Here is a 23,331-nt window from a genome sequence, read left to right as displayed (position 1 = left end):
TCAGCGCTTCGGGCGCAGCGTGACGCTCAGGCGCGGCGGGACGGTACCGTCGACGTCGCGCGGCAGCTTCTCGGTTTTTTGCAGAGCGCGCAAAGCGGCCTCGTCCCAGTTGGGCAGGCCGCTGCTCTTGACCAGCGACGGTGTGCCGACGATGGTGCCGTCGGGCGCGAGGCGAACGTCGAACTCGGCGCCCGGATTGCCGCTGACCAGGTCTGCTTCCGGAAACACCACATTCGGGCGCACCGCGGCTGCGACCTTGCCGCCGTAGCTGCCTGATGGTCCCGATGAGCGCGCGGCATTGCCTTCGCCGCCGGTGCCGGCCATGGCCTGCATGCGCTTGAGCGTGGCGGCGCGGTCGGCGGCAGCCTGCGCTGAAGCCTTGGCTTCGGCTTCCTTCTTCTTGGCGGCCTCGGCAGCCTCTTTCTTTGCCTCGGCCTCCTGCTTCTTCTTGGCCTCGGCCAGCTTCTGCTGCTGTTCCTTCTTGCGCTCGGCCTCTTGCTCGGCGCGTTCGCGTTCGCGCTCCTTGGCTTCCTGTTCCTTCTTTTCCTGCGCCGCCTTGCGAGCGGCTTCGACCTTCTTCTGTTGCTGTTGCCGGGCCAGTTCTTCTTCGCGCTCGCGCTCCTTCTGTTCCTTCTGCTCCTTGAGTTTCTTCTCACGCTCAAGGGCGATGTCGGGCTGCTTGGGTGGCGGAGGCGCCGGTTCCGGCGGTCTCGCCGCCTGAGGCGGCGGGGGAGGAGGAGGGGGCGGTGGCGGTGCCGGGGTGGGGGCCGGCGCAGGTGCCGGCGGGGTCGGGGCGACCGCGCGCGGTGCGGCCTGCTGGATGGTCGAGGACCACAACTCGGCCTCGACGGCGTCGTTCTCGGCCTCACGCCGCCAGCTCACACCCCAGGTCAGCGCAATGATCAGCAGCGCATGCGCGATCAGCGCCAGCAGCACTGCACGGAAGGTGCCGCGCTGCGGCGGCGGCGCGAATTCGGGGCGGTCTGCGGCCAGCGACATGGCTTAGCGGGAGCCCGTGGTCTGCACCGAGAGGCCGACGCGCTCGATGCCGCTGGCCTTGAGCTGGTTCATGGCCTTGACCACTGTCTCGTACTTGACCGATTTGTCGGCGCTGATGACCACCGGGCGCTGCGCATCGCCGCTTTGCGCAGTGCGCGCGGCGCTGCCGATCTGCGTCATCGGGATCGAGAGTGCGCCGGTGCCGGTGGAGGGGTCTTTCTTGATCTGGATTTCGTCATCGCTCTTGATCACGATCTCGACCGGCCGGTCGGGCTGCTTGTTGGCCCGGTCCACCGTGGGCAGGTTGATCACGCTCGGCGTGATCAGCGGTGCCGTGACCATGAAGATGATCAGCAGCACCAGCATGACGTCGATGAACGGGACCATGTTGATCTCGTTGATCGTGCGGCGGCCGCGGCCGCGTGAGGACATGGCTGGCATGGTGATTTCTCCGGCTGTCTGTCAGCGAACCGTGGCCGGGCCCATCTGGGACGGGTTGACGACGTGGGCGGTGAGGTTGCGCTGCAGGATGTTCGAGAACTCCTCGATGAAGGTCTCCAGGCCGATCGCGATCTTGTCGATTTCGCGGGCGAAGCGGTTGTAGGCGACCACGGCCGGGATGGCGGCGAACAGGCCGATCGCGGTGGCGACCAGCGCCTCGGCGATGCCCGGGGCCACGGTAGAGAGCGTAACTTGCGCCAGCGCCGCCAGGCCAGTGAAGGCATGCATGATCCCCCACACCGTGCCGAACAGGCCCACGTAGGGCGAGACCGAGCCGACGGTCGCGAGGAAGGAGAGGTTCTGCTCCACCGCATCGAGCTCGCGCTGGAAGCTCGCGCGCATCGCGCGGCGCGCGCCATCGAGCAGCGTGCCGGCGTCGGACACATGGCGCTCGCGGAGCTTCTGGTACTCGCGCATGCCGGAGGCGAAGATCCGCTCCATCGGGCCCGCGAACTTGGCGTGCTGGGCGGCCGAGGAGAACAGTTCGTTCAGGCTGGTGCCGGACCAGAACTCGCGTTCGAAGTCGTCATTGAGCGAGCGCGTGCGCTTGAGCGAGAAGTACTTGCGGAAGATGGCCGCCCAGCTGGCGATCGACACCACGATCAGGAGGAGCACGACGAGCTGCACCGGAAGGCTGGCATGCAGCAGGAGGGAAAGGATCGAGAGTTCTTGATTCATGGCTTCTGAGGTTGAGACATGGAGCCCGCATAGCGCGCAAGGGTTCCCGAAACCTGCGCCGGGATGCGCGCGGGCCGCAGCGTGTCGGCGTGAACCCAACCGATGCGGATCGTGCCTTCGCAGAGCACCGGTGCATCGGACGTCGGATCGGCGGCAGGGGCATGTGCCGGCCGGGCCAGCACGCGCTGGCCGATTATCAGGGACGCCGAGCCGATCTGGCGCAGCTCGGCGGTCACCAGCAACTCATCGTCGAGCCGGGCCGGCTGGTGGTACTTGAGCTGGGTCTCGCTGACCACGAAGATGCCGCCGGTCTGCTCGCGCAGGGCGCGCTGCGCGATGCCCAGCGAGCGCAGCCACTCGGTGCGGGCGCGCTCCATGTACTTGAGGTAGTTGGCGTAGAACACGATCCCGCCGGCATCGGTGTCCTCCCAGTAGACGCGGACGGGAAACGAAAAGCTCATGCGGGAACGGCGGTGCCCGCCCAGGCCCGCAGGCGCTCCACCGACTCTTGCAGGTGCGCCATCGAACTGGCGGTCGAGAAGCGGACGAAGCGCGCGGTCTGGTCCGAGCCGAAGTCGCGGCCGGGCGTGATGGCGAGATGGGCTTTCTTCATCGCCTCGAAGGAGAAGTCCCAGCTGTTGGCGATGCCCAGCCGCGCGCCGAAGGCGGCGCAGTCGGCCCAGGCGTAGAAGGCACCGTCGGGAACGACGGGCACCTTGAAGCCCAGCGATTCGAGTTGCGGGATGAACCAGTCGCGCCGCGCCTTGAACTCGGCGCGGCGGCGCTCGTACTCGGCGATGCTCGCAGGTTCGAAGCAAGCCAGCGCCGCATGCTGCGAGACCGTGCTCGCGCAGATGAAGAGGTTCTGCGCCAACCGCTCGATCGCGGGCACCAGCGCCTCGGGCACCACGAGCCAGCCCAGGCGCCAGCCGGTCATGCTGAAGTACTTGCTGAAGCTGTTGATGCTGATGATCTGGTCGTCGATGCCGAGCGCGCTCTGCCCGAACTCGTCTTCATACGACAAGCCAAGGTAGATCTCGTCGACCAACGTGATGCCGCCGCGCCGCGTCACCACCTCGTGGATGCGGCGCAGCTCGCCGGGCTCGATGGAGGTGCCGGTGGGGTTCGAAGGCGAGGCCAGCAGCACGCCGCGCGTGCGCTCGGTCCACGCGGCCTCGACCTTGGCGGCGCTGAGCTGGAAGCGCTCTTCGGCGGTGGTCGGGATCAGCACCGCGCGGCCCTCGGCGGCGCTCACGAACTGGCGGTTGCAGGGGTAGCTGGGGTCGGGCAGCAGGATCTCGTCGCCGGCCTCGATCAGCGCCAGGCAGGCCAGCTGCAGCGCAGCGGAGGCACCGGCGGTGATCACGATGCGCCGCGCCGGCACGTCGACGTTGAAGCGCTCGCGGTACCAGCTGCTGATGCGTTCGCGCAGCACCTCGAGGCCGGTCGCGTGGGTGTACTGGGTGGCGCCGGCGCGCACGGCGCGCAGGGCGGCCTCCTGCACCGGCAGCGGCGCGGTGAAGTCGGGCTCGCCGATGTTGAGGAAGATCATCGGCCGGTCGGTGTGCGCAACCTCGCGTGCCAGTGCGGAAGCGGCCTTGGCGACTTCCATCACGTAGAAGGGCTCGATGCGCTCGGCGCGCTTCGAAATCTTCATGGCCTTACCTTGCCGCTGGCGCGATCTGCCTCCACCTCGGCGGGGCGCAGTTGGGGTGCGAGGCCGTTGAGCACCGCGTTCACGTACTTGTGGCCGTCGGTGCCGCCGAATTCCTTGGCGAGCTCGATGCACTCGTTGAGCACCACGCGCCAGGGCACGTCGAGGCAGTTCTGGAATTCGTAGACGCCGATCCACATCACGGCATGCTCGATCGGGGAGATCTCTTCCAGCTTGCGGTCGAGCAGGGGCACGATCAGCGCATCGAGTTCCTGCGCGGAGGCGATGGCGCCGTGCAGCAGGGCATCGTAGTGCGCCGCATCCGCCTTGTGGAAGCCGGCCAGGTCGCGCGTGAACTGGTCGATCGAAGCCGCGTCGTTGCGCCCCACGAGGTGCTGGTAGAGCGCCTGCAGCGCGAACTCGCGCGCGCGGCTGCGGGTGGATTTGGCGGAGGCCTTCCGGGCGCCGGTGCTGGTGAGCCCCGGGCGCGACTGGCGCGGGCGCTGGCCGCTGGTCTTGGTGTCGTCGGTCATGAAGAAGAGGGATCAAGGCCTGTTGGCTGACCCGATCAGCCGCGCCATCTCGACCGCCACGCGCGCCGCGTCGCGGCCTTTGTCGTTCTGGCGGGCGAGTGCCTGTTCGAGGTTCTCGGTGGTGAGGATGGCGTTGGCGACCGGAATGCGATAGTCGAGTGCGATGCGGCTCACGCCGGCGCCGGATTCGTTGGCAACCAGCTCGAAGTGGTACGTCTCGCCGCGGATGATGCAGCCCAGCGCGACCAGCGCGTGGTAGCGATTGCGTTCGGCCAGGGCCTGCAGCGCGAGAGGCACTTCGAGCGCGCCCGGCACGCTCAGCCGATCGATGTCCTCGGCTGCAACGCCCAGTTGCTCGAGTTCGCCGAGGCAGGCCTTCGCCAGCGCGTCGGTGATGTCCTCGTTGAAGCGCGCCTGCACGATGCCGATGCGCAGGCCCCTGCCGTCGAGCGCGGCGGCGCTGCCCTTGTTTGCGTCCTGCATCAGTGGTCCTGTCTTTGCGGGTTGTGGGTCATTGTTCGTCCTTGCTGAGGTAGCCGGCGATTTCCAGGCCGTAGCCCGCCGCCATGCTGGGCATGCGGCGCGGCGTGCCCAGCAGGTTCATCCGGTGCACGCCGCACTCGCGCAGGATCTGCGCGCCGATGCCGTAGCTGCGCAGGTCCATGCGGCCGCGTTCCGGCGCCTGGGCGGGACGCGCCGTGCCGTCGAACTGCGACAGCAGCTCGGCACCGGTCTCGCCGCAGTTGAGCAGCACGGCCACGCCCTTGCCTTCGGACGCGATGTGGGCCAGGCTGGCATCGAGGCTCCAGGAGTGCAGCGAGCGGTTGACTTCCAGCGCATCCAGCACCGACAGCGGCTCGTGCACGCGCACGTCCACCGTGTCGGCCGAATTCCACTTGCCGCGCACCAGCGCCAGGTGCACGCCCTTGCTGGGCTTGTCGCGGAAGGCGTGGGCGGTGAACCAGCCCCAGGTGGTGTGGATCTCGCGGCAGCCGATCTTCTCGACCAGCGATTCGGTGCGGCTGCGATGCTCGATGAGCGCGGCGATGGTGCCGATCTTGAGCCCGTGCTCCGCTGCGAAGAGCTGCAGGTCGGGCAGGCGCGCCATGGTGCCGTCGTCATTCATCACCTCGCAGATCACGGAGGCCGGCGAGCAGCCTGCCATGGCGGCGAGGTCGCAGCCGGCTTCAGTATGGCCGGCGCGCATCAGCACGCCGCCGTCCACGGCCTGCAGCGGGAAGATGTGGCCCGGCTGAACCAGGTCGGCAGCGACTGCGTTGGGCGCGACGGCCGCCTGCACCGTGCGTGCGCGGTCAGCCGCGGAGATGCCGGTGGTCACGCCCTCGGCCGCCTCGATCGAGACGGTGAAGGCGGTCGAATGCTTCGCGCCGTTGCGCGCCACCATCGGCGGCAGCTGCAGCCGCTCGCACATCTCGCGCGAGAGGGTGAGGCAGATCAGGCCGCGGGCATGCCGGGCCATGAAGTTGATGGCGTCGGGGGTGATGTGGTCGGCGGCGATCACGATGTCGCCTTCGTTCTCGCGGTCTTCCTCGTCGACCAGGATCACCATGCGGCCGGCGCGCAGCTCGGCCACGATCTCCTCGACTGGCGAGATGGGGGCGGGCGCCCGCGCGCCGCGGGGGGCGGGGATCGGGGTGACGGAGGCGTTCATGGCGAGGGATCCTTGGGGGTGGCGGGCAGGGCGCCGGCCTGGAGCATGCGCTCGACGTAGCGTGCGACGGTGTCGATCTCGAGGTTCACGCGGCTGCCGGCCTCGAGGCTGCCGAGCGCGGTGTTCTCGACGGTGTGAGGGATAAGGTTGATGCTGATCTCGCTGCCATCGGGGCCGTCGTTTACGGTGTTGACGGTGAGGCTCACGCCGTTGATGGTGATCGAGCCCTTGTACGCGAGAAAGCGGGCGAGCGCCTTCGGTGCCAGCACCCGGAGCTCCCAGCTTTCGCCCACCGGGGCGAAGTGGCTCACGGTACCGATGCCGTCGACATGGCCGGAGACGATGTGGCCCCCGAGGCGGTCGCTGGCGCGCAGCGCTTTCTCGAGGTTGACGCGGGCACCGGTGGCAGCGAGGCCGGCCGTCTTGTCCAGCGATTCCGCCGAGATGTCGATGGTGAAGAGCTGCTGCGCTGGGTCCAGGGAGGTGACCGTCATGCAGGCGCCGTTGAGCGCAATGCTGTCGCCCAGGCCCACGTCGTCCAGATAGCCGGCGGGCGTCGCGATACCGAGCCGCTTGCCGTGGGATGAAGAGCTGCCGAGGTCGTGGACGGCGGCGATGCGCCCCACGCCGGTGATGATTCCGGTGAACATCGCGGCATTTTCGCAGAGATGCGAGGCCGCCTCGGCAGGCTCTGACTAAAAGCGGTCGCGACCCGCAATCCGGGCAACGATGCGCAGGTCGGGTCCGAGGGCTTCGACCGACTTGAATTCCAACGGGAGGGCCTGGTCCAGCCGGGTCAGGTTGCCCGCGGGATTGGGTTGGTGCGCGATGCCGAGGCCTTCGCCAATGAACTTCGGGGCGACGTAGAACAGCAATTCGTCCACCAGGCCTTCGCGCATCAGCGAGCCGTTGAGCTTGTGGCCTGCCTCGACGTGCAACTCGTTGACTTCGCGCAGCGCGAGGTCGCGAAGCATGGCTGCGAGGTCCACCTTGCCTTGGGGGTTGGCGACGTAGCGGACGATGGCACCCCGCGCTTCAAGCGCTGCCTGGGCCGGCGCGTTGGGAGCTGCGGCGTAAATCCAGACTGGCCGGGCAGGTTCGAAGAGGCGTGCAGTGGGCGGCGTCTGCAACTGGCTGTCGACCACCACCAGCGGCGGCTGGCGTGGCGCCTCGACCAGGCGCACGTCGAGCCGCGGATCGTCCTCGAGCACGGTGCCGACACCGGTGAGCAGGGCACCGGCACGCGCGCGCCAGGCATGGCCGTCGGTGCGGGCGGCTTCGGAGGTGATCCATTGGCTGGTGCCGTCAGGCAGGGCGGTCTTGCCGTCCAGCGAGGCGGCGACCTTGAGCCGGACCCACGGGGTCTTGCGGATCATGCGGCTGAAGAAACCGATGTTGAGTTCGCGCGCCTCCTCTGCGCCGGGGCCCACCTCGACTTCGACACCCGCCGCGCGCAGGCGCTCGAAGCCTTGGCCGGCGACCAGCGGGTTGGGGTCGGTGAGCGATGCGACGACCTTGCGGATGCCGGCGGCGATCAGGGCGTCGCAGCACGGGCCGGTGCGGCCGTGGTGGGCGCAGGGTTCGAGGGTGACGTAGGCGGTGGCGCCGACGACGGAGTGGCCCTGGGCCACGGCGTCCCGCAGGGCCATGATTTCAGCGTGCGGCCCGCCGGGACGCTGGGTGTGGCCCTGGCCCAGCCGCTGCCCGTTTGCCGCCAGGATGAGGCAGCCTACGTGGGGATTCGGTGGGGAGAGCGTGCGGGCTGATGCGCTCAACTCCAGTGCGAGCCGCATGCTCGCATCGGCTGGCAAGCGGTCTGTGGGGCCGGTATCAATCGTCGTTGTCAGAGGCACGGCACTTTGGGTCTGAGTCGCTGGCCGGCTTGCAGGAGCGAATGCGGCCAGCGACTGAAATCATAACGTTGCGGGTCTGGTCCGGGCGTGCCGAGTCGAGGACGTCGGAACGTGCGATGCTGAAGGTCAGCTGGCCGAATCCGTTGGAAGTCGTCTTCGGGTAGCCCGAGCCGTCGAACATGATGTAAGGGGGGGATTCGTTGGCCGTGCCCGTGCTGCTTACCGTGAAGTAACTGGCGAGCGCCGCCTGTCTGGAGATCACCTGATCAGCGCTGGCCGTAAATGCGCGATTCGCATCCTTGTCGATGAATGCCACCCAGCCGCTGCTCCATGCCGCTCCATCCGCCGGGACGATCATTGCGTACATCCCGGACTTCATGGCCTCGCCGCGAGCCGCTGCGATGGTCGCAACCAAACCATTGGCGGCCGAGGTGAGCTCGGAGTTTCGCTGGAACGCGAGAAAGCTCGGCGCCGCGATCGTCATCAAGATCGCCGCAACCGCCAGCGTCACCATCAATTCGATCAGGGTGAAGCCGCGGGTCGACATGTAGGAACGCTGCGGACTCATGGCCAGCACACCTTGGGTGGAGCGGCAGGCGGTGTAGTGCCGGCTGTTCCTGTGCAGTTCCTGCTGCCGCCGCTGGTGGCCCATAGTTCATCGACCTCCCCATCGGTGAAGGTAGGCTTTGCGTTGATTTGCACGCATTCATCGATCGTGCTGCCGGTGCATGCCGCGGCTGTCAGGTAGTAGGGCGCGCCATTCGAGTTGTCGCCTGCGAAGGTCTTGAAGGGAACGCCGGCCGGAGTGGTCACGCCCGCGGAGGTGGTGGTGAACGCCATGTAGGTGTTGTTCTGAGTCATGTATCGCTCCTGCTGTTGGAGCAGTTCCAGAATCGCCGTTCGCGCCTGCGCACGCCGGCCCTTCAGCACTGCCCACGCATAGGACGGATACGCGATGCTCGCCAGGATCGCGACGATAGCAACCACGATCATCAGTTCGATGAGCGTGAAGCCTTTTTGAGAGCGCTTTTTCATTGGGTCTTGAGATCCCGGTAGTTGTGAATCTGCCGCCAGCTGAGCCGGCCGGCAATCTCCTCCTGCGTGACAGTGCTGGTGGCAGCAAGGCCGGTCGTACCTTGGCTGATGCTCTGCGTCGTGATGGTGCGATGACGGCGGCCCGTGCTGTCGGTGATGGTCGAGGTGGTGGCCGAAGCGATCCTCATGGCCATACTTTCGCCCAGCAATCCGACGGTCGACTGGGTCGATGCCCCGTCACCCGTGTCCACGGTCAAGCGGTACTCGCGCCCGGTACCGCCGCCGGCTCCGCAGATACTCGCACTGGTGCTGGGATTGGGAGTGAGGCTGCTGAATATCAGGGTGTCGCCTGCCAGCGAAGTGCCGGTGACCTGGCGCTCCCCGGTGCTCGGGAAGTCGAGATACCACCCGGATCGTTGCGTCGTGTCGCCGTCGCTGGCGGCGCGGCCCCAGACAAAGGCTGGGACATTGATGTCGCCGGTCGTGCTGTTGAAGGTACCGCCTTGCAGGCGGCCGCGCCCTGTAATTGCACTTGCAGGCGAACCGGAAGTGCTGTCGGGCCTCGCTGTTCCGTCGTCATTCACCACATAGAACGAGTTGGTGATGGCAGATGCGCTGTCCGTGGCCTCCAGGTATTTGCCAGTGCCGAACGCAACATAGATGGATTGCTGCGCCGACCCGCGGACCAGCAGGGGGGCGGCACTGATCGGTTGCACCTGGCCCGTCGCACTTCTGGCGATAAAGAGTGGATAGGGTTGGGTGCCCGTATGGAAAGCTGAAAGATCGGCCATGTTCCAGTGGTCTGTTCCCCAGGGAGTGAAGTCCAGCTTCCAGAGCTTTCCGTGCAGGTCACCCACGAACAGCTTGGTAACCTCCTGCTGAGCGCCAAGAGCCGCCTTGAAGTTCAGGACGCCTGGGGGCTGGGTACTACTCAAGCTGCTGTCTACCGGGATGGAGATCTTGTAATAGTTGCTATTGAGCGACCAGGCTGTCCCCTGTGGCTTGGCAAGGTCCAGCAGATAGATTGCCGGCCTGCCCGTAGAACTGAAGTGGCCCTCTGCGTCGGGAACATAGTTGTTGACTCCGCTGGCCACGACCGCGAACCATTTGTAGGCGGGGGGCGCGCCCGTGGCACTGGTACGGAACTTCAGGATCTGCGGACGTCCGACGACATTCCCCAAGCTGTAATTGCTATCTGTGGAATCGATATCGTCGGCTGGGGTGAATTCCCACATCACCTTCGAAGCAGAGAACGCGGCCGGATCGGTCACGTCCAAAGCATACACACCCCGCCCGCCCGCTCCCGTTCCACCAACGAGCACTGTCTTCCAATTTGTGCCCACTTCCGCGTCGGCCACCACGGGAGTCGCATCCACATAGCTCTGATGGTTGACCATGTAGTCCTTGCTGGTAAGGACAGAGAGCTTTGGTGCCAGCCAACTCGGGATGTAACCAAACAGCTCGTCGCCCGTCGTTGCATTGAAGGCATGCATCATGCCGTCATTGGCGCCGGCGAACACTGCGGGTGTGCGATTCTTGTTGTCTTCCCGGAACGCCGGATAGGTGCTCGAGTTGATGGTGCCGTTCGGCGCGCCGGAATACGCGACGCCTGAATTGACGATGTCTCCCAGACTCTTGCCTTCACGATTTCGGAAAACGTTGCCTTCCTTCGAATGGTCGCCGCGAATGAATTTGAGGCGATCCTCCCCTTGATTGTCGGCCGCTGACGAGGGGTCCGGCTTGTTGAGCGCTTGTTGAACAACGCTGCTGATCTCGTTCCACTTGAATGCCGAAGCGACTGGACTGCTTGTAGCGCCTGCGTTGCCGATCACGATATTTCGGTTGTTTACAGGGTCTGTGAAATTCCTGAGGCGTTCTGCAGCACTCCATTGAGGGCTTTGAGAGAGCGAGACTTGGTTGGACGCGTCGACAGACACAATTTTCGCGACAACATCACCGGACCAGTCGGTGGAGTCGAACTGGGCTTGAAAGATCGTGTTGTTCGTGCCTTGGGTCAACACGCCTGCCTGCGCGGCGGCGCCAGCAATATTGAATGTCGGCTCTCCAGCGCTATCGAAAATCTTGTCAAAGGCGGATAACTCAGCGCGTCCATTGCTTTGCAAAGCATACGTGGCGGCCTCGCCCGGCTGGGTAGGGTCCTGCCACACATTGTTTTCGACTGTGCCGCCATCCCTCATGAAAGGATTGCCCCAAGTGTTGTACGGCCTCGCAGTGTCCTTCCGGGAGGGCATCGACTCGTAACCCCCGTATTTTGCAGCCGTGAAGAACGGATTCAGGTAGTGGCGGTTCGCGGCCAAGTTCTGGTTGCCGTATTCGTTCACGTCAAAGGTGAACGTTCTGGTGCGCAGTCCGGGCCGTTGCTTGGACGGTTCGGCGGTCCAGTTGGTCCCGCGAATGTCGTGCGTATGGGCCCAGTACGCGGTGCCTGCGATTCCCATTTCGGTCCCGAACTTGTAAGGATTTGGCGTGTTCGGATTGCTTGTGGTCCGAAGCATGCCTTGCCCATCCTCGTAGGAAGTGGCGGTACCGCTCTCGAAGCTGGCGACAGTGGCGAGCGAGGCTGCGAAATCAGGCACGTTGATGGCCAGGTTGGCCCCCGGGAAGCGCCCGTAGTTGGGCGTGTCATGGGTTTCGATGTCGCCGATCACGACAATATTGTTCCTGAGGCAGGCATAGCTGCTGGTCGGGGAGCGATCGGCAAACGGGTCAAGCCCAGACCAGTCCGTGAAGATAGGAAAGCCGTCATACATGTCCGGGGTCAGTTTGCTGACGGCGTCCGGGCTGGGTGGCAGTCCTTGCAGGTACCGCAGTGTCTCGTAGTAAAGCTCGCCTACCGGGTCCCAATCCTTGTAGCGTCCGGGCGTCGCGCTGGTGCGTCCAAACTTGTTGAGATAGTTGATCACGCCGCTGATGGCCGGGGTCTGCGTCGTGTCGTTGTCAGGGTTGGCGTAGAACACGCCTGTCCTGGCATCCCACTCGGCAGCAGGATTGCCGCCAGCCGGGGTGTTGTTTTGCCCGTATTTGTCGAAGGTCTTGTTTCCGACGTATTTCATCGGCGCGCGCAGTACCCCACCGTAGCGTCCGCCTTCGGGACTGAGGGTTTGGTCCAGCGCGTAACCGAAGGCCGCCAGCCGAAGCGAGTTGGCATACTTCTGAATGGCGCCGGTAGGTTTGTATTTGGTGCTGGGGTACGCAGTGCAGAAGTTGTGGCCGGCTCCGTAGTCACGGACGTCCAGAAGCGCGCCGGAAGCGTCTTGATCGCAGACTTTAACGCGGGCATAGAAGAAGCCGTCGCTGTTCAGTGCTGCGCTTGAGCCGGAACCAGGCGCCGCGGGGTCAGCCGCGTAGGAAGGCAACCAGGGCCCGGCGTAGTTGCGCGTGTAGCACGATTTGACGACGCCATAAATAGGATCGCCGAAGACCTGACCCGCGTAGCACGTGATGGGGCCAACGGCTGGCGCCACATCCCAATGCGTACCTGCGCCGTACCAAACCTCTTTGATGCCGTCGAATGTGCATGTGCCTCCTTCGGTTGCGCATGCCGCCGATGCATCATTCGGCAGGCTTTGGTTCTGGCGGGTGACAGGGCCGGCAGTAATTAACTTCGCAGCTGCGGTGGGTTTCCAAGTACCCGTGTACGGGCGGGTGTAGCAGGCTTTTGAGACGTCGGGGGCGAAATTAGAGAACATGCGACTGGTGCATATGATCGGGCCCGACGCCGCCGCCACGGCCCATTGCGTTCCGCTGCCGTACCAGACCTGCCTGATGCCCGAGAACGTGCATATACCGTTCTCGGTAGCGCATGCGGGCGAGGCATCGCTTGGCAGGGGTTGAAAAACGGGGGTGAAGTTAGCCACGACGGTTGGGACGTTGGATCCCAGTGTGTAGCTACCGTTGCCCACATGGACACCAGCCATGCCGCAACCTGCGCCGCGGAACGTTCCGAAGAAGATCTGGTTCAGCGTGTTGGCAACCCAGACATCTTGTTTCGCTGCCGCTTTGCGCATGGCAACGGGAATCGCACCCCAGTAAGCTCCCGCGCCACCCCCGTCGCGCTGCAACTGCTTGGCAGGAAAAGAGGTGGAATTCCAGAGGCAATGCGGATCACCGTTGGGAACGAATGCGCGTTGAAGGATGGTGAGGTCTTCGCGGTCTATAGAACGGTCTCCCCCGGAAAGGGAAAGGCGCAGCATGTCGATTGCCGAGCCGCTGGCCCAGTTTAGAAAATTGCCACTGAACCCGTCTGCGCACATACGGCTTGTCGCCGGACCGGTGCGGTCGAATCGCTTGTAGTCGGTGGTTTGCTCGCTCGGTTGAAGCGTCTCTGTGGGCTTATCGTTGTACGCGTAACAGGACTCGGTGTCGTAGTAACCAAGGTACTCGGACGTATTGGTGTAGGAGTTGTCAAGGGCATTCGATCCTTTGATGTACTGTGCTCCTGCGGTAGGCCATTCAACCGACAGCGCCAGCGCCATGGTTGGCTTGTCGCCCGAGGCCGTTGCATAGAGTGGGTCGCTCGAAAGTGATACTTGTGGAATTGCCGGCGCTACGGTCTGACTTCGCACTGCCACCGACACGGCGATCGCCATGACCGGCAGGAAGAGCCCGACGAGCAGGCGCTGCGCTCGGCTCCAGGAGCCGGCGCGCAAAAGGTTTCTAAGCCGAGGTGGCAAGTTGCGAACAAGATCGAGCATAGTGTCGTCGCGCTAGTTTCGGTAGATGATCTGAGTCACTGCTTGGATGTCCTTGCGTGGTCCGAATCCCATGGCGGTCACGCGGTAGACATAGCTGGCGGTCGAAGAGAGGTCACGATTGCCCGGATCCGGGATCGGCTCGATCACGTAGCGCGGAGCCTGGTAGGGTTCGATGCCCCGGGTGCCCGAATCGCTGGCGGCAAAGCTTCTGCCGGTGAAGGTGCCGAACTTGACAGTGCGTGCCGATGTGTCCGTGACCGTGAAGTCGACGTTCAGCCACGCTGGTGTTCCGCTCATGACCAGCGCACAAAGCCCAAGTGCGTTGAAGGAACTTCCTGAGCCCTGGGTGCCGCAGTTGGTGACGAAGCCGCTGGTGTCTTGCAGGGATCCAAAGAATGCGCTGCGATTGTTTGTTCCTGGCCCATGAATATCGAACTCCGCATCCTGCAGCGCTGCTTCGGCAGCCTGCCATGCCAACTGCATGTCGCGGTCATTGCGCGCGCTACGTTCGCCTTGCAAGGCGATTTGGGCGCTGCCCACCCCGAGGATCGATATCACTACAAGGATGAGAAGCACCACGATCAACGACAGGCCTCTCTGGCGCTGTGCGGATCCGGCGTAAGACAGATGCGGCATTGTCACAGTCCCTGGTCGTTGCGCAGATGCACGGTGAAGGTCACGACTTGCCGCACTCGGCCATCGGCCGGCGCCGTGTAGATCGTGCCTATGTCGTCGGTCGAACTGAAGCCAGAACTGCCCAGGGGGTACAGAGTCTTGGTCTTGGACTCCTGTGCTGCACCGACGTCGCTGCGCAGGACCATGCCGATGCGCAGGCTGCGCACGCGCCGCCAATTGGCACGCGTCGCTGTATCGTTGCCCGCCACCGTCAACTGGTCGGCGCGCAAGTAGCTATCGGGGACCGTGTCGGGTTTCAAGGCGGCGTTTGCGGGATCGATGGCCGTGTTGGCTACGACACCATCGACGCCATACAGCACCTGAAAGTTTTCTACGCCACGGATCAGCGGCACTGCCTGGTCGAAAGGTACCGTGCCGGTCGCCGATCGATAGCACTTCAGCGTCGGCTCGCCGTCGCTGGACGATGGAGAGACAAAAAGGACGCTTGCTCGGGTATCGTCCCGGTTGGCCGGTGGCGTATCAGCCGCGAAGCCGGAGCAATCGATCATTCCCTTGTCGGCCTTGCCGGAGCCGGGATAGGTCTCGGTGGGCTGGCTGCGCAGAATCAACACATCGCCGAAATAGCCTAAGGAGTCGTCGCTGCGTGGGTCTGCGGACGTGACCGAAGTCTTCGACGCAACAGCGTTGTCGAAGCCGTACACGTAGGGATCAGGGTCGGCACTGGTCCCGGCCGCATTGCTGCGCTTGGTGGTAACGTTGAACACGTCCCTGTATCCGGCTTGGACTACCAGGCGTTGGATGAGGCTGGTTGCAAAACGGGCGTTGTCGCGCAGCTGTGATGCGGCATCCACGGTGGTGAATCCGCGCCGCGCCGCGACCAGCGCCGCGGTTGCGGCGAGTGTGATCAGCAAGCCCAGTGTCATGGCCACGAGAAGTTCCACCAGCGTCATGCCTCTGGGACGGCGGCGCATGCGCGCACTGGGGCGGGGCGGCGGCTTCATGACGTCGTGCTACCCGCAGTTACCGGCAGGATCACCCGCGGGACATCGTCTGTACTCGTGGTGCGGATGTTCCGATCCTGCAGGGATCCGTCCGTAGACAGGTGAGTCCATCCTATTTTGACGACGATCACGTCGGTGCTTGCGCTCGCGGTGCAGTTCCACTGAGGCAAGCCGGCGCCGGAGTAGGGCGCTGAATCAGGGCAGATCTTCACCCGGGCGCCGGGAAGACTGGCAGATACGCGGGCCAGCCAGTCAGTCAGCTCGGCGCTTGCCACTGCGTCGTTGTTGGCGCAGGAAGATCCAGTCGACAGGCAGGAAGAAGGTGAAGCAGGCACGGCCGCCGCCTGAGCGGTGGCGGAAAAATCCCCAACATAGGGGTTGGCGGCCGCCAGCATTGCAACATCCTTGTTGCCTCGCATCATCTCGGCGAGTTCGCGCGCCAGATCGACGGCGACTGATTGGAGGCGGGCCTCCCGATTGTTCTGCATGGCCGTTGCCTGCAGCCCAACCATTCCCAACAAGCCGAACGAGAGCACGAGAAGTGCGACGAGCACCTCGATCAAAGAAAAGCCCGATGCCCGACTGCGTCGCTGAATACTCGATTGCATCACTACCTCCAGCAGTTAGGCCGCCATCTGTTGGCGACTCAACTGGCGATTCTGGGAGGCGGGGAGAAAGACGAGCGGCCGCTAAGCGGGGTTGCGAAACCGTTGGGCCCGAAATCCTTTCGCCGTCTGGCGATGACGGCAAGGTCTTTTCAGAAAGTCAGATAACCAGCAGCAACTCCGAGGTTTCGGCCATGCCTAGCCACCGGGGGTTCATGCTTTTCTTTCGCAAATATCTCGAATGCTCCTTAAGGAAGGAACATTTTGCGAGATTGTATTGATGAGCGGTCAGTCTGCGCCATTGAGCGGATGACTGGCGCGGTTTAAATATCTCGTGCATCTCGTTAAAAAGTTCATGTTTCCCATCGGTAGGAGTTCCAGCTCGTCATGAAGCGATTTTTCTGTTCTGCTAAGTCAGCGCCAGGCTTGTGCCGCCGCAGGGAGGGCGGCTTCACCATGGTCGAGGCCATGGTCGTGATCGCCATCTCCGCCATTCTTGTCGCGCTAGCGGCGCCTTCGATGCGCAACCTCATTGAAAGCAACAGTGTGTCCGACAGCGTTGACAGCCTGATGGGCAGCATTGCATTTGCACGTGCCGAGGCGATCAAGCGCGGAGTACCGGTTGCTCTTTGCCCCAGTAATGCCGCCACAACGGGAATTCCGGCCTGCGAGACTGGTACTGCATGGGCGGCCGGCTGGATCGTTTTCGTCGACTATACCGGCGACGGGGCACTTGGGACGAACGACTCCGTACTGCGGGTGCAAGGCAGCTTCACAAAAAACGGCGAAATCGACCGCGCCCGTGCAGGCGCTCTGGTGTTCACGCCCATGGGCACGCTGTCCTCCATCACTCCCCGCTTCACTTTCACATCCCCTTCCAAAACGCCCGCTCTTTCAAAAGTGGTCTGCGTGAGTCTTGGCGGACGTACATACGTGGACAGTGCATGCGGGTAACTTCTTTCTTCTACCAAGCGTTTCGTATGAGCAGGACAAGACACCGTGGAAGTTCGCTGCTCGAAGTGATGGTTGCCATCCTCATCCTTTCTTTTGGCCTGCTGGGTCTGGGCGGATTGGCAGCGGCAGCGCAGCGGTACGTGAAGATGGCTCAGTTCCAGTCGATCGGCACGTTGATGGCAACGGATCTGGGCGAGCGGATGCGCGGCAACATCAATGGCTTCAGCAAAGGCCTGTATGTCAGGGCCAACGCCTATTCGACGACGGCCGTAGAACTTCCAACCTGCGCGACCCCTTCAGCCTGTACCTCTGCGGAACTCGCGGCCCTTGACATGGCCCAGTGGGTCGGCGAACTGCAAAAGCGCCTTCCGGGCGGCGATGCTCACGTGAAGCTCGATCCGGCCAATGCCTTGGCCACCGACATCTGGATCCTCTGGATCGACCCCAAAGCATCAAAAGAGCTCTCCGTCGCAGATGCCTCAACCGATTGCCCCGCGGCGGCATTGGCAGGGATTGCCGATGACGCTCCAAAGCCCCGCTGTATGTATTACCGGATCAGTCTATGAATCCTCGCCATCGTCATCGCGCGTGGCGTATGAAGGGGCGCACGCTGCTCGAACTCATGATCGCCATCACCATCGGCATCGTCATTCTTGGAGCATTGATCGCCGTCTACCTCGCCACCGGCGCCAGCAGCCGGCAGACCACCGCCGTTTCCCGAATGAACGAAGACGCCGCCATCGCCTTCTCCCTCATGAGCTCGCAACTGCGCATGGCTGGATTCAGCATCCCTCGCAAGGGTGTAGTGCCCGGTGCCGCCACGGTTGACGGCGTAAGCGTCTCGCTGCCGGATCGGAAATTCATCGGCGCAGGTATACGCGCCTGTGATCATGGCTTCACGAGTTCGACCGTCGCCTTCAATGCTCTTGCCTGCGCAACAGGCTCGACCGGGGCGGCGGCTTTCGCTGTGCGATTCGAAGGTGCAGATCCTGCTGGAACCGCCGACGATTTTCGGTTCTTGGTTCCCGCCAATCTCGACTGCCTCGGCCAAGCGGTTGGCGACGATGCTGCTGAACTCAGCACTGATGCCGAAGGCGCCCTCTATCCGTTGGTGGAGTCGCGGTTCACGGTCGGTGCCAATGGATCGAGTGGGACGTCTGATCTGTCGTGCATTGGCAATGGCAACGCGTTTGCCAGATCCCAACCTATGGTCCAAAACGTGGCAGACATGCGCTTGCGCTTCGGCGTCGCTGCGAATGGCACCAGCAGCGACGTCGTGCAGTACCTCGACAGCGCGGCCGACGTCGATGCACTCGGCGCAAGCGCTGACCAGAATTGGTCCCGTGTCGTCACCGTCAGGCTGTGCCTGCTCATGCGCGGCGCATCGGCGAGCCCTGCGGACGCCGGAACCAGCTACGTCGATTGCGATGGCAATCCAACATCTTCCAGTGATGGATTCAGCCGGCGCAGCTATGTCCAGACCATTGCACTGCGCAATCGGGGCGGCATTGCCGGAATGGCACCATGAGCACACGCACCGCATTGCGCACACACGGCGCAGGCCCGCAAAACGGCATCGTGCTCGTCATGGCGCTGATTCTGCTGATCCTTGTTTCGTTGGTCGCAACCGTCGCTATCCGGCGGGCGACTTCCGGAGAACAGATTTCCAAGGGAATGCGAACACAGACGGTCGCCTTCGAGGCCGCTGAAACCGCGCTGCGGTATTGCGAAGACCAAGTCATCAAAGGCACTGCGAGCGCACCGGTTGTCGCTCCAGTTCCGCTGGACGGAAGCGCACCTGTGCAATGGAAAACACGATCCAACTGGGCACTCTCGGCGGGCAAGGCCATCGCGATACGTTTCACCGTCGCCAACTCGGCGGATAGCACTGCGAGGCAATTGCCGACAGAAGCGTTGCCGCGCTGCATGGCGGAGAGCTTGCGGCTGCCTAACGATGGGCAGGACCTCGAAGGATTCCTGATCACTGCTGTTGGATACAGCCCGGACTATCGAACTACGGCCGCTGGGACGCCCGAGACGGGCAGCGAGGTGTGGTTGCAATCGACGATCACGCGTCCGCGCTGATCTAAGAAACAAAGAGGAGAAAGCAGAATGACTATCTGGGGCAAGTATTGGGCAGCATTTGGGTTCTGCCTAGTTGTGAGTGGCGGAGCGGGGGCGGTCGTCTCTCAGGTGCCTTTAACAGGAACAACTGGGTCCGTCATGCCGAACTTGATGTTCACATTGGATGATTCAAGCTCGATGGTATGGGAGTGTGTGCCGGATCCACTTTGCATCGGCTGGCGCGCTAATTCGGTCAACGTCACCCCATGGAATGAAGTTGCCACTTCCACCACGGTGGCGATCCCCCTGACTTACAACACCAACACTCTTGTTGCTCGACGCTTGCGCTCGTCGGCCATCAATCCAATTTATTACAACCCGCAAGTGCGTTACCTGCCATGGTTGAAAGCGAATGGATTGCGCTATCCGGAGTATCCCGCTTCTGCGGCTCCGATCGATCCAAACAATCCCTCTCGAGCGATGAATCTTGTCCATTGGCAAACAATCAACAGCAAATGGGCAGGCGACGATCGACTTGCGGTGCAAGTATTAGCTGATGAAACTATCTGGGCTGCGCAATATTATCAGCTTGGTAAGGATAAAAAGGGAGATGTTAAAGAAGATTTTACACAAATCATCATTTCGCCCGAAAATCCTGCCGTTTATCCGAAGTTTGCCAATCGCACAGATTGCGCAGGCAGTAGTTGTACTTATGAGGAAGAGGCTCAAAACTTCTCGAATTGGTTTACTTATGCGCGTAATCGATTAAAGGTCGCCAAGGGCGGAACAGCCGAAGCATTCGGCTCTGTACCTTCAGGGTTTCGTGTCGGATATGGGACTATCAACAGTCTTACGCCTCAATTTATTGATGGTGTTAATACAAAAACTATCTTGATGGGCGTGCGGCCATTCGCAGGAGAGAATCGTGAAGCATTTTACAAAAAACTGTTAACCGCATTACCAATGTCTGGAACCCCTCTTCGTAGTGCCTTAGATAACGTAGGGCGGTATTTTGAAAAATCCGATGCACCCTGGGCCGCAGATCCTTCAATAGCAGGGCAGTTGCCGGACGCAAGTCAAAGTTGTCGACGTTCGTTTCATGTCCTCATGACAGATGGCATGTGGAGCAATGAGGAGGCCACCACGCCGGCCTTGATCCAGGATGTCGATAGTCTGAATGGGCCTAGAATTGCCCCTTTTGACAAGACAAGGCCATCATTTCAATACAGGCCCGCTGCGCCGTATGCCGGCACTGGTCCTCCTAATCTTGCCGACGTTGCAATGTATTATTGGAACCGGGATTTGCGTGACAATTTAAAGAATGATGTGCCGCCGAGCGAGTCGGATCCTGCCTTCTGGCAGCACTTGGTGACCTACACGATTGGCTTGGGAATTGCGGGAAAACTTCGTCCAGATGATTGGCAAGGCTTGGCCGCGGGGAATACAAGCTGGGGCTCGACCCAGGTCTCCGGATCTCCAGAAAGAGCGGACGACCTTTGGCACGCGGCCGTCAACAGCCGAGGAAGGTCCGCCCTCGCCAGCAGCGTATCTGAATACACTGCCGCGCTGAAGTCGATGGTCGAAACAATTGTAGGCGGTGGCGGCCGGGAAGCCGGTACTGCTGTCTCAGGACGAAGCTATTCTGCTGACGATTCAGTGAAGTACATTCCCAGCTACAAGCCTGGTGACTGGATAGGTGAAGTTGAAGCTCAAAAACTAGCGGATGGCAGCAAGCTATGGTCTGCTTCGCAAGTCTTACCAGCTCATGAGCATCGAAATATCTACACACTCAGCTCGAATTCCGTTGGCGTTGCTTTCGACTCAGCGATGAATAACGAAACACGGGCTTTGCTGGCTACCAGCGATCCAGGCAGGCTTGTCAATTACATACGCGGCGATCAGTCCGGAGAGGCGGTCAGTTACCGCAAGAGAATCTCGTTGTTGGGTGATATTGTCAATTCTACTCCCATCTTGGTGAAAGATCTTGTTGACAGTCAATATGATTTTCTGCCGTCAACGGCGCCGGGGCGGAGCAGTTATTTAGCGTATTTGAAAACCAAGAAATTTCGAATGCCCCAACTCTTCGTAGGAGCTAATGATGGAATGCTGCATGCGTTCGATGCAAATTCCGGGGTAGAAGGCTTTGCCTACATCCCACGCAGCGTACTGGGGCGACTCAAGAATTTGGCAAATCCTGCTTATGACCATCAATACTTTGTCGACGGCCCATCGACGGAGGCTGACATTTACGACTCGATTGATGCCAAATGGCGAAACGTGGTTGTGGGCAGCACAGGTGCCGGGGCGAAAAGCCTCTTCGCGATCAATGTGCCAGTGCCGGTTATTTTGACGAGTGGCGACCCCGAAGCACTCTCTGCCCTGAAATCGGCTCCTGGCGCTGCCGACATCCTGTGGGAAGTCAACAGTGACAATCCAGACTACAGCGAATTGGGCAATGTGCTGCAGGCGCCGGAGACAGGCGTCATGCAGGACGGCACCTGGGTCATCATCACTGGCAACGGCTATGACAGCGCGAGTGGGCGGGCGAAGCTGTACGTGATCAATGCGCGCACCGGAGCACGTGTGGCAGTGCTGAATGCCGGATCGGATATGTCCAACGGCCTTGGGGGAGTGAAGCTTGTGCGCGATAGCAACAAGCGCATCGTGGCTGCCTATGCCGGCGATCTCGCCGGCCATATGTGGAAGTTCGATCTGTCATCCGCTACTCCTTCTGAATGGACGGTAGCCTTCTCCGGATTGCCGCTTTTCTCTGCAACGAACAGCGCGGGTCAGCCCGAGTCTTTCACCGCGTCTCCGGCGGTAATGCCTCATCCGCTTGGCGGCGTGATGGTGCTTGCGGGAACAGGCAAGCTGTTCGAGCGCGATGACGCGTCCAGCACGAGCGAGAAAAGTCTCTACGGCGTCTGGGACAAGCCGTTATCGGGCGGCGACGTGAAGCCTACTGACCTCGTGACGCAGACGATTCAATCGCTGACGATCGACAATAGAACGGGAGACTACTTCTCGATCAGCAACAACGGGGTGGACTACGGTAGCGGAGCCACAGCCAGAAAACGCGGTTGGATGATCAGAATGACGATTGCCAGCGGTCAGCGCCTTATCTATGCGCCGCAGCTCGAATCGGGTCGAGTGATTTTCGACACCATGGTGCCTGGCGGCGTTGCCTCCGGTTGTACTGCCACACAGCCCCAAGGCTATACCTTTGTACTCGACCCCTTCACGGGTGCGCCGGGCCGGGATGGGCCCACCTTCGACACCAATAGTGACGGCCTTTTCACATCCACGGACAACGCAACTGCCGCCGTCGCGCACTTTTCATCGATCGGACGGCGCCCGGTTGTGTACATCCCTGGGACTTCACGGGTTCGACTTGAAGGTTCGGGAGCAGGAGGCGGTACGTCGGATAGCAAGCAGGCCAACCTCGGAGGAACACCCATCAGGCGGCAATGGCGTCAGATCATCACGCCCCCTGCGTACTGAGTAAAGAATGATCACAAGCATTGACCAAGCGCCCCGGCGCCACAGGGGCTTTACCCTTATCGAGGTGATGATCGTGGTCGCGATCGTCGCCATCCTGGCGGCGATCGCCTATCCAAGCTATCTCGAGTCCGTACGCAAGTCGAAGCGCGCCGAGGCGCGCGCGCAGCTCATGGAAGTGGCGCAATACATGCAGCGCTTTTATTCGCAGAACGACAGTTTCCTGAAGGTCCTCAACGACAGCACAAATCCAGACATGACGCTTCCGGATGCATTGACGTCGGTGCCGCGAGGGGGGGCGGCGGCAACGTATACGATTCAGTTCGTCACTCATACCGCCAGCGCTTTCAATCTCGAGGCGGTGCCAACCGGGTCAATGATGGGTGACCGCTGCGGAAAGCTGCGACTCGACAGCACAGGACTCCGGAGTGTTGCCGACCAACAAGCTGGCCTGACACCCAGCGATTGCTGGCGTTAATCAGATATCCCGCAGCAACTGCCTGAACTCGTCCACGTCTTCGAAGCTGCGATACACCGAGGCAAAGCGCACGTAAGCCACCTTGTCCATGCGCTTGAGTTCGCGCATCACGAGCTCGCCCACCTTGGTGGATTCGATTTCCCGCAATCCGCTGGACAGCAGCTTCTGCTCGATGCGCAGCAGCGCGTGGTCGATCTGCTCGATGCTCACTGGGCGCTTGCGCAGCGCCAGCATCATCGAGGCGCGGACCTTCTTGGCGTCGAAGTCGGCGCGGCTGCCGTCCTTCTTGACCACCACCGGGAAGTTGACGTCCGGTCGTTCGTAGGTGGTGAAGCGCTTTTCGCAGGTGCCGCACTGCCGGCGGCGCCGCACGAAGTCGGCATCCTCCGACACGCGGGTCTCGACGACCTGCGTTTCGAGATGACCGCAGAAAGGGCACTTCATCCGGACGCCAT

23 protein-coding genes are annotated in these 23,331 nt (G+C 62.2%); 6 read left to right on the top strand and 17 right to left on the bottom strand.

The window, feature by feature from the left end:
- From tolA to pilV (E5CHR_RS16435), 16 genes are read right to left on the bottom strand one after another with little or no spacing between them, the layout of a single operon-like run.
- A complete protein-coding gene (gene tolA, locus E5CHR_RS16510; RefSeq protein ID WP_162580858.1) occupies nt 1-999 on the bottom strand; it encodes a cell envelope integrity protein TolA in 999 nt (332 codons plus the stop codon).
- Between the two features lie 3 nt (nt 1,000-1,002).
- Nucleotides 1,003-1,440, bottom strand: a complete 438-nt coding sequence (locus tag E5CHR_RS16505) for a biopolymer transporter ExbD (RefSeq protein ID WP_162580857.1) — start codon at nt 1,438-1,440, stop codon at nt 1,003-1,005.
- A gap of 21 nt (nt 1,441-1,461) precedes the next feature.
- Complete coding sequence (gene tolQ / locus E5CHR_RS16500) at nt 1,462-2,178, bottom strand: protein TolQ (protein WP_162575038.1); 717 nt, start codon at nt 2,176-2,178, stop codon at nt 1,462-1,464.
- On the bottom strand, nt 2,175-2,639 hold the full coding sequence (gene ybgC, locus E5CHR_RS16495) for a tol-pal system-associated acyl-CoA thioesterase (RefSeq protein ID WP_162580856.1): 465 nt from the start codon (nt 2,637-2,639) through the stop codon (nt 2,175-2,177). Before ybgC ends, tolQ begins: the two co-directional genes overlap by 4 nt.
- On the bottom strand, nt 2,636-3,835 hold the full coding sequence (locus tag E5CHR_RS16490; RefSeq protein WP_162580855.1) for a pyridoxal phosphate-dependent aminotransferase: 1,200 nt from the start codon (nt 3,833-3,835) through the stop codon (nt 2,636-2,638). The genes ybgC and E5CHR_RS16490 overlap by 4 nt, the downstream gene beginning before the upstream one ends.
- The gene (gene nusB, locus E5CHR_RS16485; protein ID WP_162580854.1) at nt 3,832-4,365 is read right to left on the bottom strand and encodes a transcription antitermination factor NusB; all 534 of its coding nucleotides are present in this window, start codon (nt 4,363-4,365) and stop codon (nt 3,832-3,834) included. Before nusB ends, E5CHR_RS16490 begins: the two co-directional genes overlap by 4 nt.
- A 12-nt stretch (nt 4,366-4,377) precedes the next feature.
- Nucleotides 4,378-4,848: a 6,7-dimethyl-8-ribityllumazine synthase gene (gene ribH, locus E5CHR_RS16480; RefSeq protein ID WP_162580853.1), complete on the bottom strand. Its 471-nt coding sequence runs from the start codon at nt 4,846-4,848 to the stop codon at nt 4,378-4,380.
- 28 nt (nt 4,849-4,876) lie between these two features.
- Nucleotides 4,877-6,037: a bifunctional 3,4-dihydroxy-2-butanone-4-phosphate synthase/GTP cyclohydrolase II gene (ribBA, locus tag E5CHR_RS16475; RefSeq protein WP_162580852.1), complete on the bottom strand. Its 1,161-nt coding sequence runs from the start codon at nt 6,035-6,037 to the stop codon at nt 4,877-4,879.
- On the bottom strand, nt 6,034-6,687 hold the full coding sequence (locus tag E5CHR_RS16470; RefSeq protein WP_162580851.1) for a riboflavin synthase: 654 nt from the start codon (nt 6,685-6,687) through the stop codon (nt 6,034-6,036). The genes ribBA and E5CHR_RS16470 overlap by 4 nt, the downstream gene beginning before the upstream one ends.
- Nucleotides 6,688-6,732: 45 nt before the next feature.
- Nucleotides 6,733-7,830, bottom strand: a complete 1,098-nt coding sequence (gene ribD, locus E5CHR_RS16465; protein WP_162580850.1) for a bifunctional diaminohydroxyphosphoribosylaminopyrimidine deaminase/5-amino-6-(5-phosphoribosylamino)uracil reductase RibD — start codon at nt 7,828-7,830, stop codon at nt 6,733-6,735.
- A 37-nt stretch (nt 7,831-7,867) separates the two neighbouring features.
- Nucleotides 7,868-8,458: a GspH/FimT family pseudopilin gene (locus E5CHR_RS16460; RefSeq protein WP_162583745.1), complete on the bottom strand. Its 591-nt coding sequence runs from the start codon at nt 8,456-8,458 to the stop codon at nt 7,868-7,870.
- Nucleotides 8,455-8,925 (bottom strand): type IV pilin protein, encoded by a 471-nt coding sequence (locus E5CHR_RS16455; RefSeq protein ID WP_162580849.1) that lies wholly within the window; start codon nt 8,923-8,925, stop codon nt 8,455-8,457. Before E5CHR_RS16455 ends, E5CHR_RS16460 begins: the two co-directional genes overlap by 4 nt.
- Entirely contained in the window at nt 8,922-13,640 is a 4,719-nt protein-coding gene (locus E5CHR_RS16450; RefSeq protein WP_162580848.1) for a pilus assembly protein, read from the bottom strand. Before E5CHR_RS16450 ends, E5CHR_RS16455 begins: the two co-directional genes overlap by 4 nt.
- A 12-nt stretch (nt 13,641-13,652) precedes the next feature.
- A complete protein-coding gene (locus tag E5CHR_RS16445; protein ID WP_162580847.1) occupies nt 13,653-14,276 on the bottom strand; it encodes a pilus assembly PilX family protein in 624 nt (207 codons plus the stop codon).
- 2 nt (nt 14,277-14,278) lie between these two features.
- Nucleotides 14,279-15,247: a PilW family protein gene (locus tag E5CHR_RS16440; protein ID WP_269474085.1), complete on the bottom strand. Its 969-nt coding sequence runs from the start codon at nt 15,245-15,247 to the stop codon at nt 14,279-14,281.
- A gap of 26 nt (nt 15,248-15,273) precedes the next feature.
- Nucleotides 15,274-15,885 (bottom strand): type IV pilus modification protein PilV, encoded by a 612-nt coding sequence (pilV, locus tag E5CHR_RS16435; protein WP_162580845.1) that lies wholly within the window; start codon nt 15,883-15,885, stop codon nt 15,274-15,276.
- Between the two features lie 384 nt (nt 15,886-16,269).
- Between pilV (E5CHR_RS16435) and E5CHR_RS16430 the strand changes: the two genes are divergently transcribed.
- From E5CHR_RS16430 to E5CHR_RS16405, 6 genes are read left to right on the top strand one after another with little or no spacing between them, the layout of a single operon-like run.
- On the top strand, nt 16,270-16,836 hold the full coding sequence (locus E5CHR_RS16430; protein WP_162580844.1) for a GspH/FimT family pseudopilin: 567 nt from the start codon (nt 16,270-16,272) through the stop codon (nt 16,834-16,836).
- The gene (gene pilV, locus E5CHR_RS16425; RefSeq protein WP_332061256.1) at nt 16,827-17,402 is read left to right on the top strand and encodes a type IV pilus modification protein PilV; all 576 of its coding nucleotides are present in this window, start codon (nt 16,827-16,829) and stop codon (nt 17,400-17,402) included. The genes E5CHR_RS16430 and pilV (E5CHR_RS16425) overlap by 10 nt, the downstream gene beginning before the upstream one ends.
- Nucleotides 17,399-18,364, top strand: a complete 966-nt coding sequence (locus tag E5CHR_RS16420) for a PilW family protein (RefSeq protein WP_162580842.1) — start codon at nt 17,399-17,401, stop codon at nt 18,362-18,364. Before pilV (E5CHR_RS16425) ends, E5CHR_RS16420 begins: the two co-directional genes overlap by 4 nt.
- The gene (locus E5CHR_RS16415) at nt 18,361-18,921 is read left to right on the top strand and encodes a pilus assembly PilX family protein (protein ID WP_162580841.1); all 561 of its coding nucleotides are present in this window, start codon (nt 18,361-18,363) and stop codon (nt 18,919-18,921) included. The genes E5CHR_RS16420 and E5CHR_RS16415 overlap by 4 nt, the downstream gene beginning before the upstream one ends.
- Nucleotides 18,922-18,948: 27 nt before the next feature.
- On the top strand, nt 18,949-22,401 hold the full coding sequence (locus tag E5CHR_RS16410; protein WP_162580840.1) for a pilus assembly protein: 3,453 nt from the start codon (nt 18,949-18,951) through the stop codon (nt 22,399-22,401).
- Between the two features lie 7 nt (nt 22,402-22,408).
- Nucleotides 22,409-22,876: a type IV pilin protein gene (locus E5CHR_RS16405; RefSeq protein ID WP_162580839.1), complete on the top strand. Its 468-nt coding sequence runs from the start codon at nt 22,409-22,411 to the stop codon at nt 22,874-22,876.
- On the opposite strand, the gene nrdR is transcribed toward E5CHR_RS16405, so the two are convergent.
- Nucleotides 22,877-23,320: a transcriptional regulator NrdR gene (gene nrdR, locus E5CHR_RS16400; RefSeq protein WP_106558758.1), complete on the bottom strand. Its 444-nt coding sequence runs from the start codon at nt 23,318-23,320 to the stop codon at nt 22,877-22,879.
- Nucleotides 23,321-23,331: the final 11 nt, after the last annotated feature.

Origin of the sequence: Variovorax sp. PBS-H4, from assembly GCF_901827205.1 — a bacterium.
Taxonomy (GTDB): Bacteria; Pseudomonadota; Gammaproteobacteria; order Burkholderiales; family Burkholderiaceae_C; genus Variovorax.
The sequence above is the reverse complement of the archived record's forward strand: the minus strand, read 5'-3'. Positions and strand labels throughout refer to the sequence as shown.

Coding starts and splice junctions, on each gene's coding strand:
- E5CHR_RS16405 (WP_162580839.1), top strand. CDS start 22,409: ATGATCACAAGCATTGACCAAGCGCCCCGGCGCCACAGGGGCTTTACC.
- tolA (WP_162580858.1), bottom strand. CDS start 999: ATGTCGCTGGCCGCAGACCGCCCCGAATTCGCGCCGCCGCCGCAGCGC.
- E5CHR_RS16440 (WP_269474085.1), bottom strand. CDS start 15,247: ATGCGCCGCCGTCCCAGAGGCATGACGCTGGTGGAACTTCTCGTGGCC.
- tolQ (WP_162575038.1), bottom strand. CDS start 2,178: ATGAATCAAGAACTCTCGATCCTTTCCCTCCTGCTGCATGCCAGCCTT.
- pilV (WP_332061256.1), top strand. CDS start 16,827: ATGCGGGTAACTTCTTTCTTCTACCAAGCGTTTCGTATGAGCAGGACA.
- nusB (WP_162580854.1), bottom strand. CDS start 4,365: ATGACCGACGACACCAAGACCAGCGGCCAGCGCCCGCGCCAGTCGCGC.
- nrdR (WP_106558758.1), bottom strand. CDS start 23,320: ATGAAGTGCCCTTTCTGCGGTCATCTCGAAACGCAGGTCGTCGAGACC.
- E5CHR_RS16470 (WP_162580851.1), bottom strand. CDS start 6,687: ATGTTCACCGGAATCATCACCGGCGTGGGGCGCATCGCCGCCGTCCAC.
- ribD (WP_162580850.1), bottom strand. CDS start 7,830: ATGCGGCTCGCACTGGAGTTGAGCGCATCAGCCCGCACGCTCTCCCCA.
- E5CHR_RS16415 (WP_162580841.1), top strand. CDS start 18,361: ATGAGCACACGCACCGCATTGCGCACACACGGCGCAGGCCCGCAAAAC.
- E5CHR_RS16430 (WP_162580844.1), top strand. CDS start 16,270: ATGAAGCGATTTTTCTGTTCTGCTAAGTCAGCGCCAGGCTTGTGCCGC.
- ribBA (WP_162580852.1), bottom strand. CDS start 6,037: ATGAACGCCTCCGTCACCCCGATCCCCGCCCCCCGCGGCGCGCGGGCG.
- ribH (WP_162580853.1), bottom strand. CDS start 4,848: ATGCAGGACGCAAACAAGGGCAGCGCCGCCGCGCTCGACGGCAGGGGC.
- pilV (WP_162580845.1), bottom strand. CDS start 15,885: ATGCAATCGAGTATTCAGCGACGCAGTCGGGCATCGGGCTTTTCTTTG.
- E5CHR_RS16410 (WP_162580840.1), top strand. CDS start 18,949: ATGACTATCTGGGGCAAGTATTGGGCAGCATTTGGGTTCTGCCTAGTT.
- ybgC (WP_162580856.1), bottom strand. CDS start 2,639: ATGAGCTTTTCGTTTCCCGTCCGCGTCTACTGGGAGGACACCGATGCC.
- E5CHR_RS16450 (WP_162580848.1), bottom strand. CDS start 13,640: ATGCTCGATCTTGTTCGCAACTTGCCACCTCGGCTTAGAAACCTTTTG.
- E5CHR_RS16505 (WP_162580857.1), bottom strand. CDS start 1,440: ATGCCAGCCATGTCCTCACGCGGCCGCGGCCGCCGCACGATCAACGAG.
- E5CHR_RS16490 (WP_162580855.1), bottom strand. CDS start 3,835: ATGAAGATTTCGAAGCGCGCCGAGCGCATCGAGCCCTTCTACGTGATG.
- E5CHR_RS16455 (WP_162580849.1), bottom strand. CDS start 8,925: ATGAAAAAGCGCTCTCAAAAAGGCTTCACGCTCATCGAACTGATGATC.
- E5CHR_RS16420 (WP_162580842.1), top strand. CDS start 17,399: ATGAATCCTCGCCATCGTCATCGCGCGTGGCGTATGAAGGGGCGCACG.
- E5CHR_RS16445 (WP_162580847.1), bottom strand. CDS start 14,276: ATGCCGCATCTGTCTTACGCCGGATCCGCACAGCGCCAGAGAGGCCTG.
- E5CHR_RS16460 (WP_162583745.1), bottom strand. CDS start 8,458: ATGAGTCCGCAGCGTTCCTACATGTCGACCCGCGGCTTCACCCTGATC.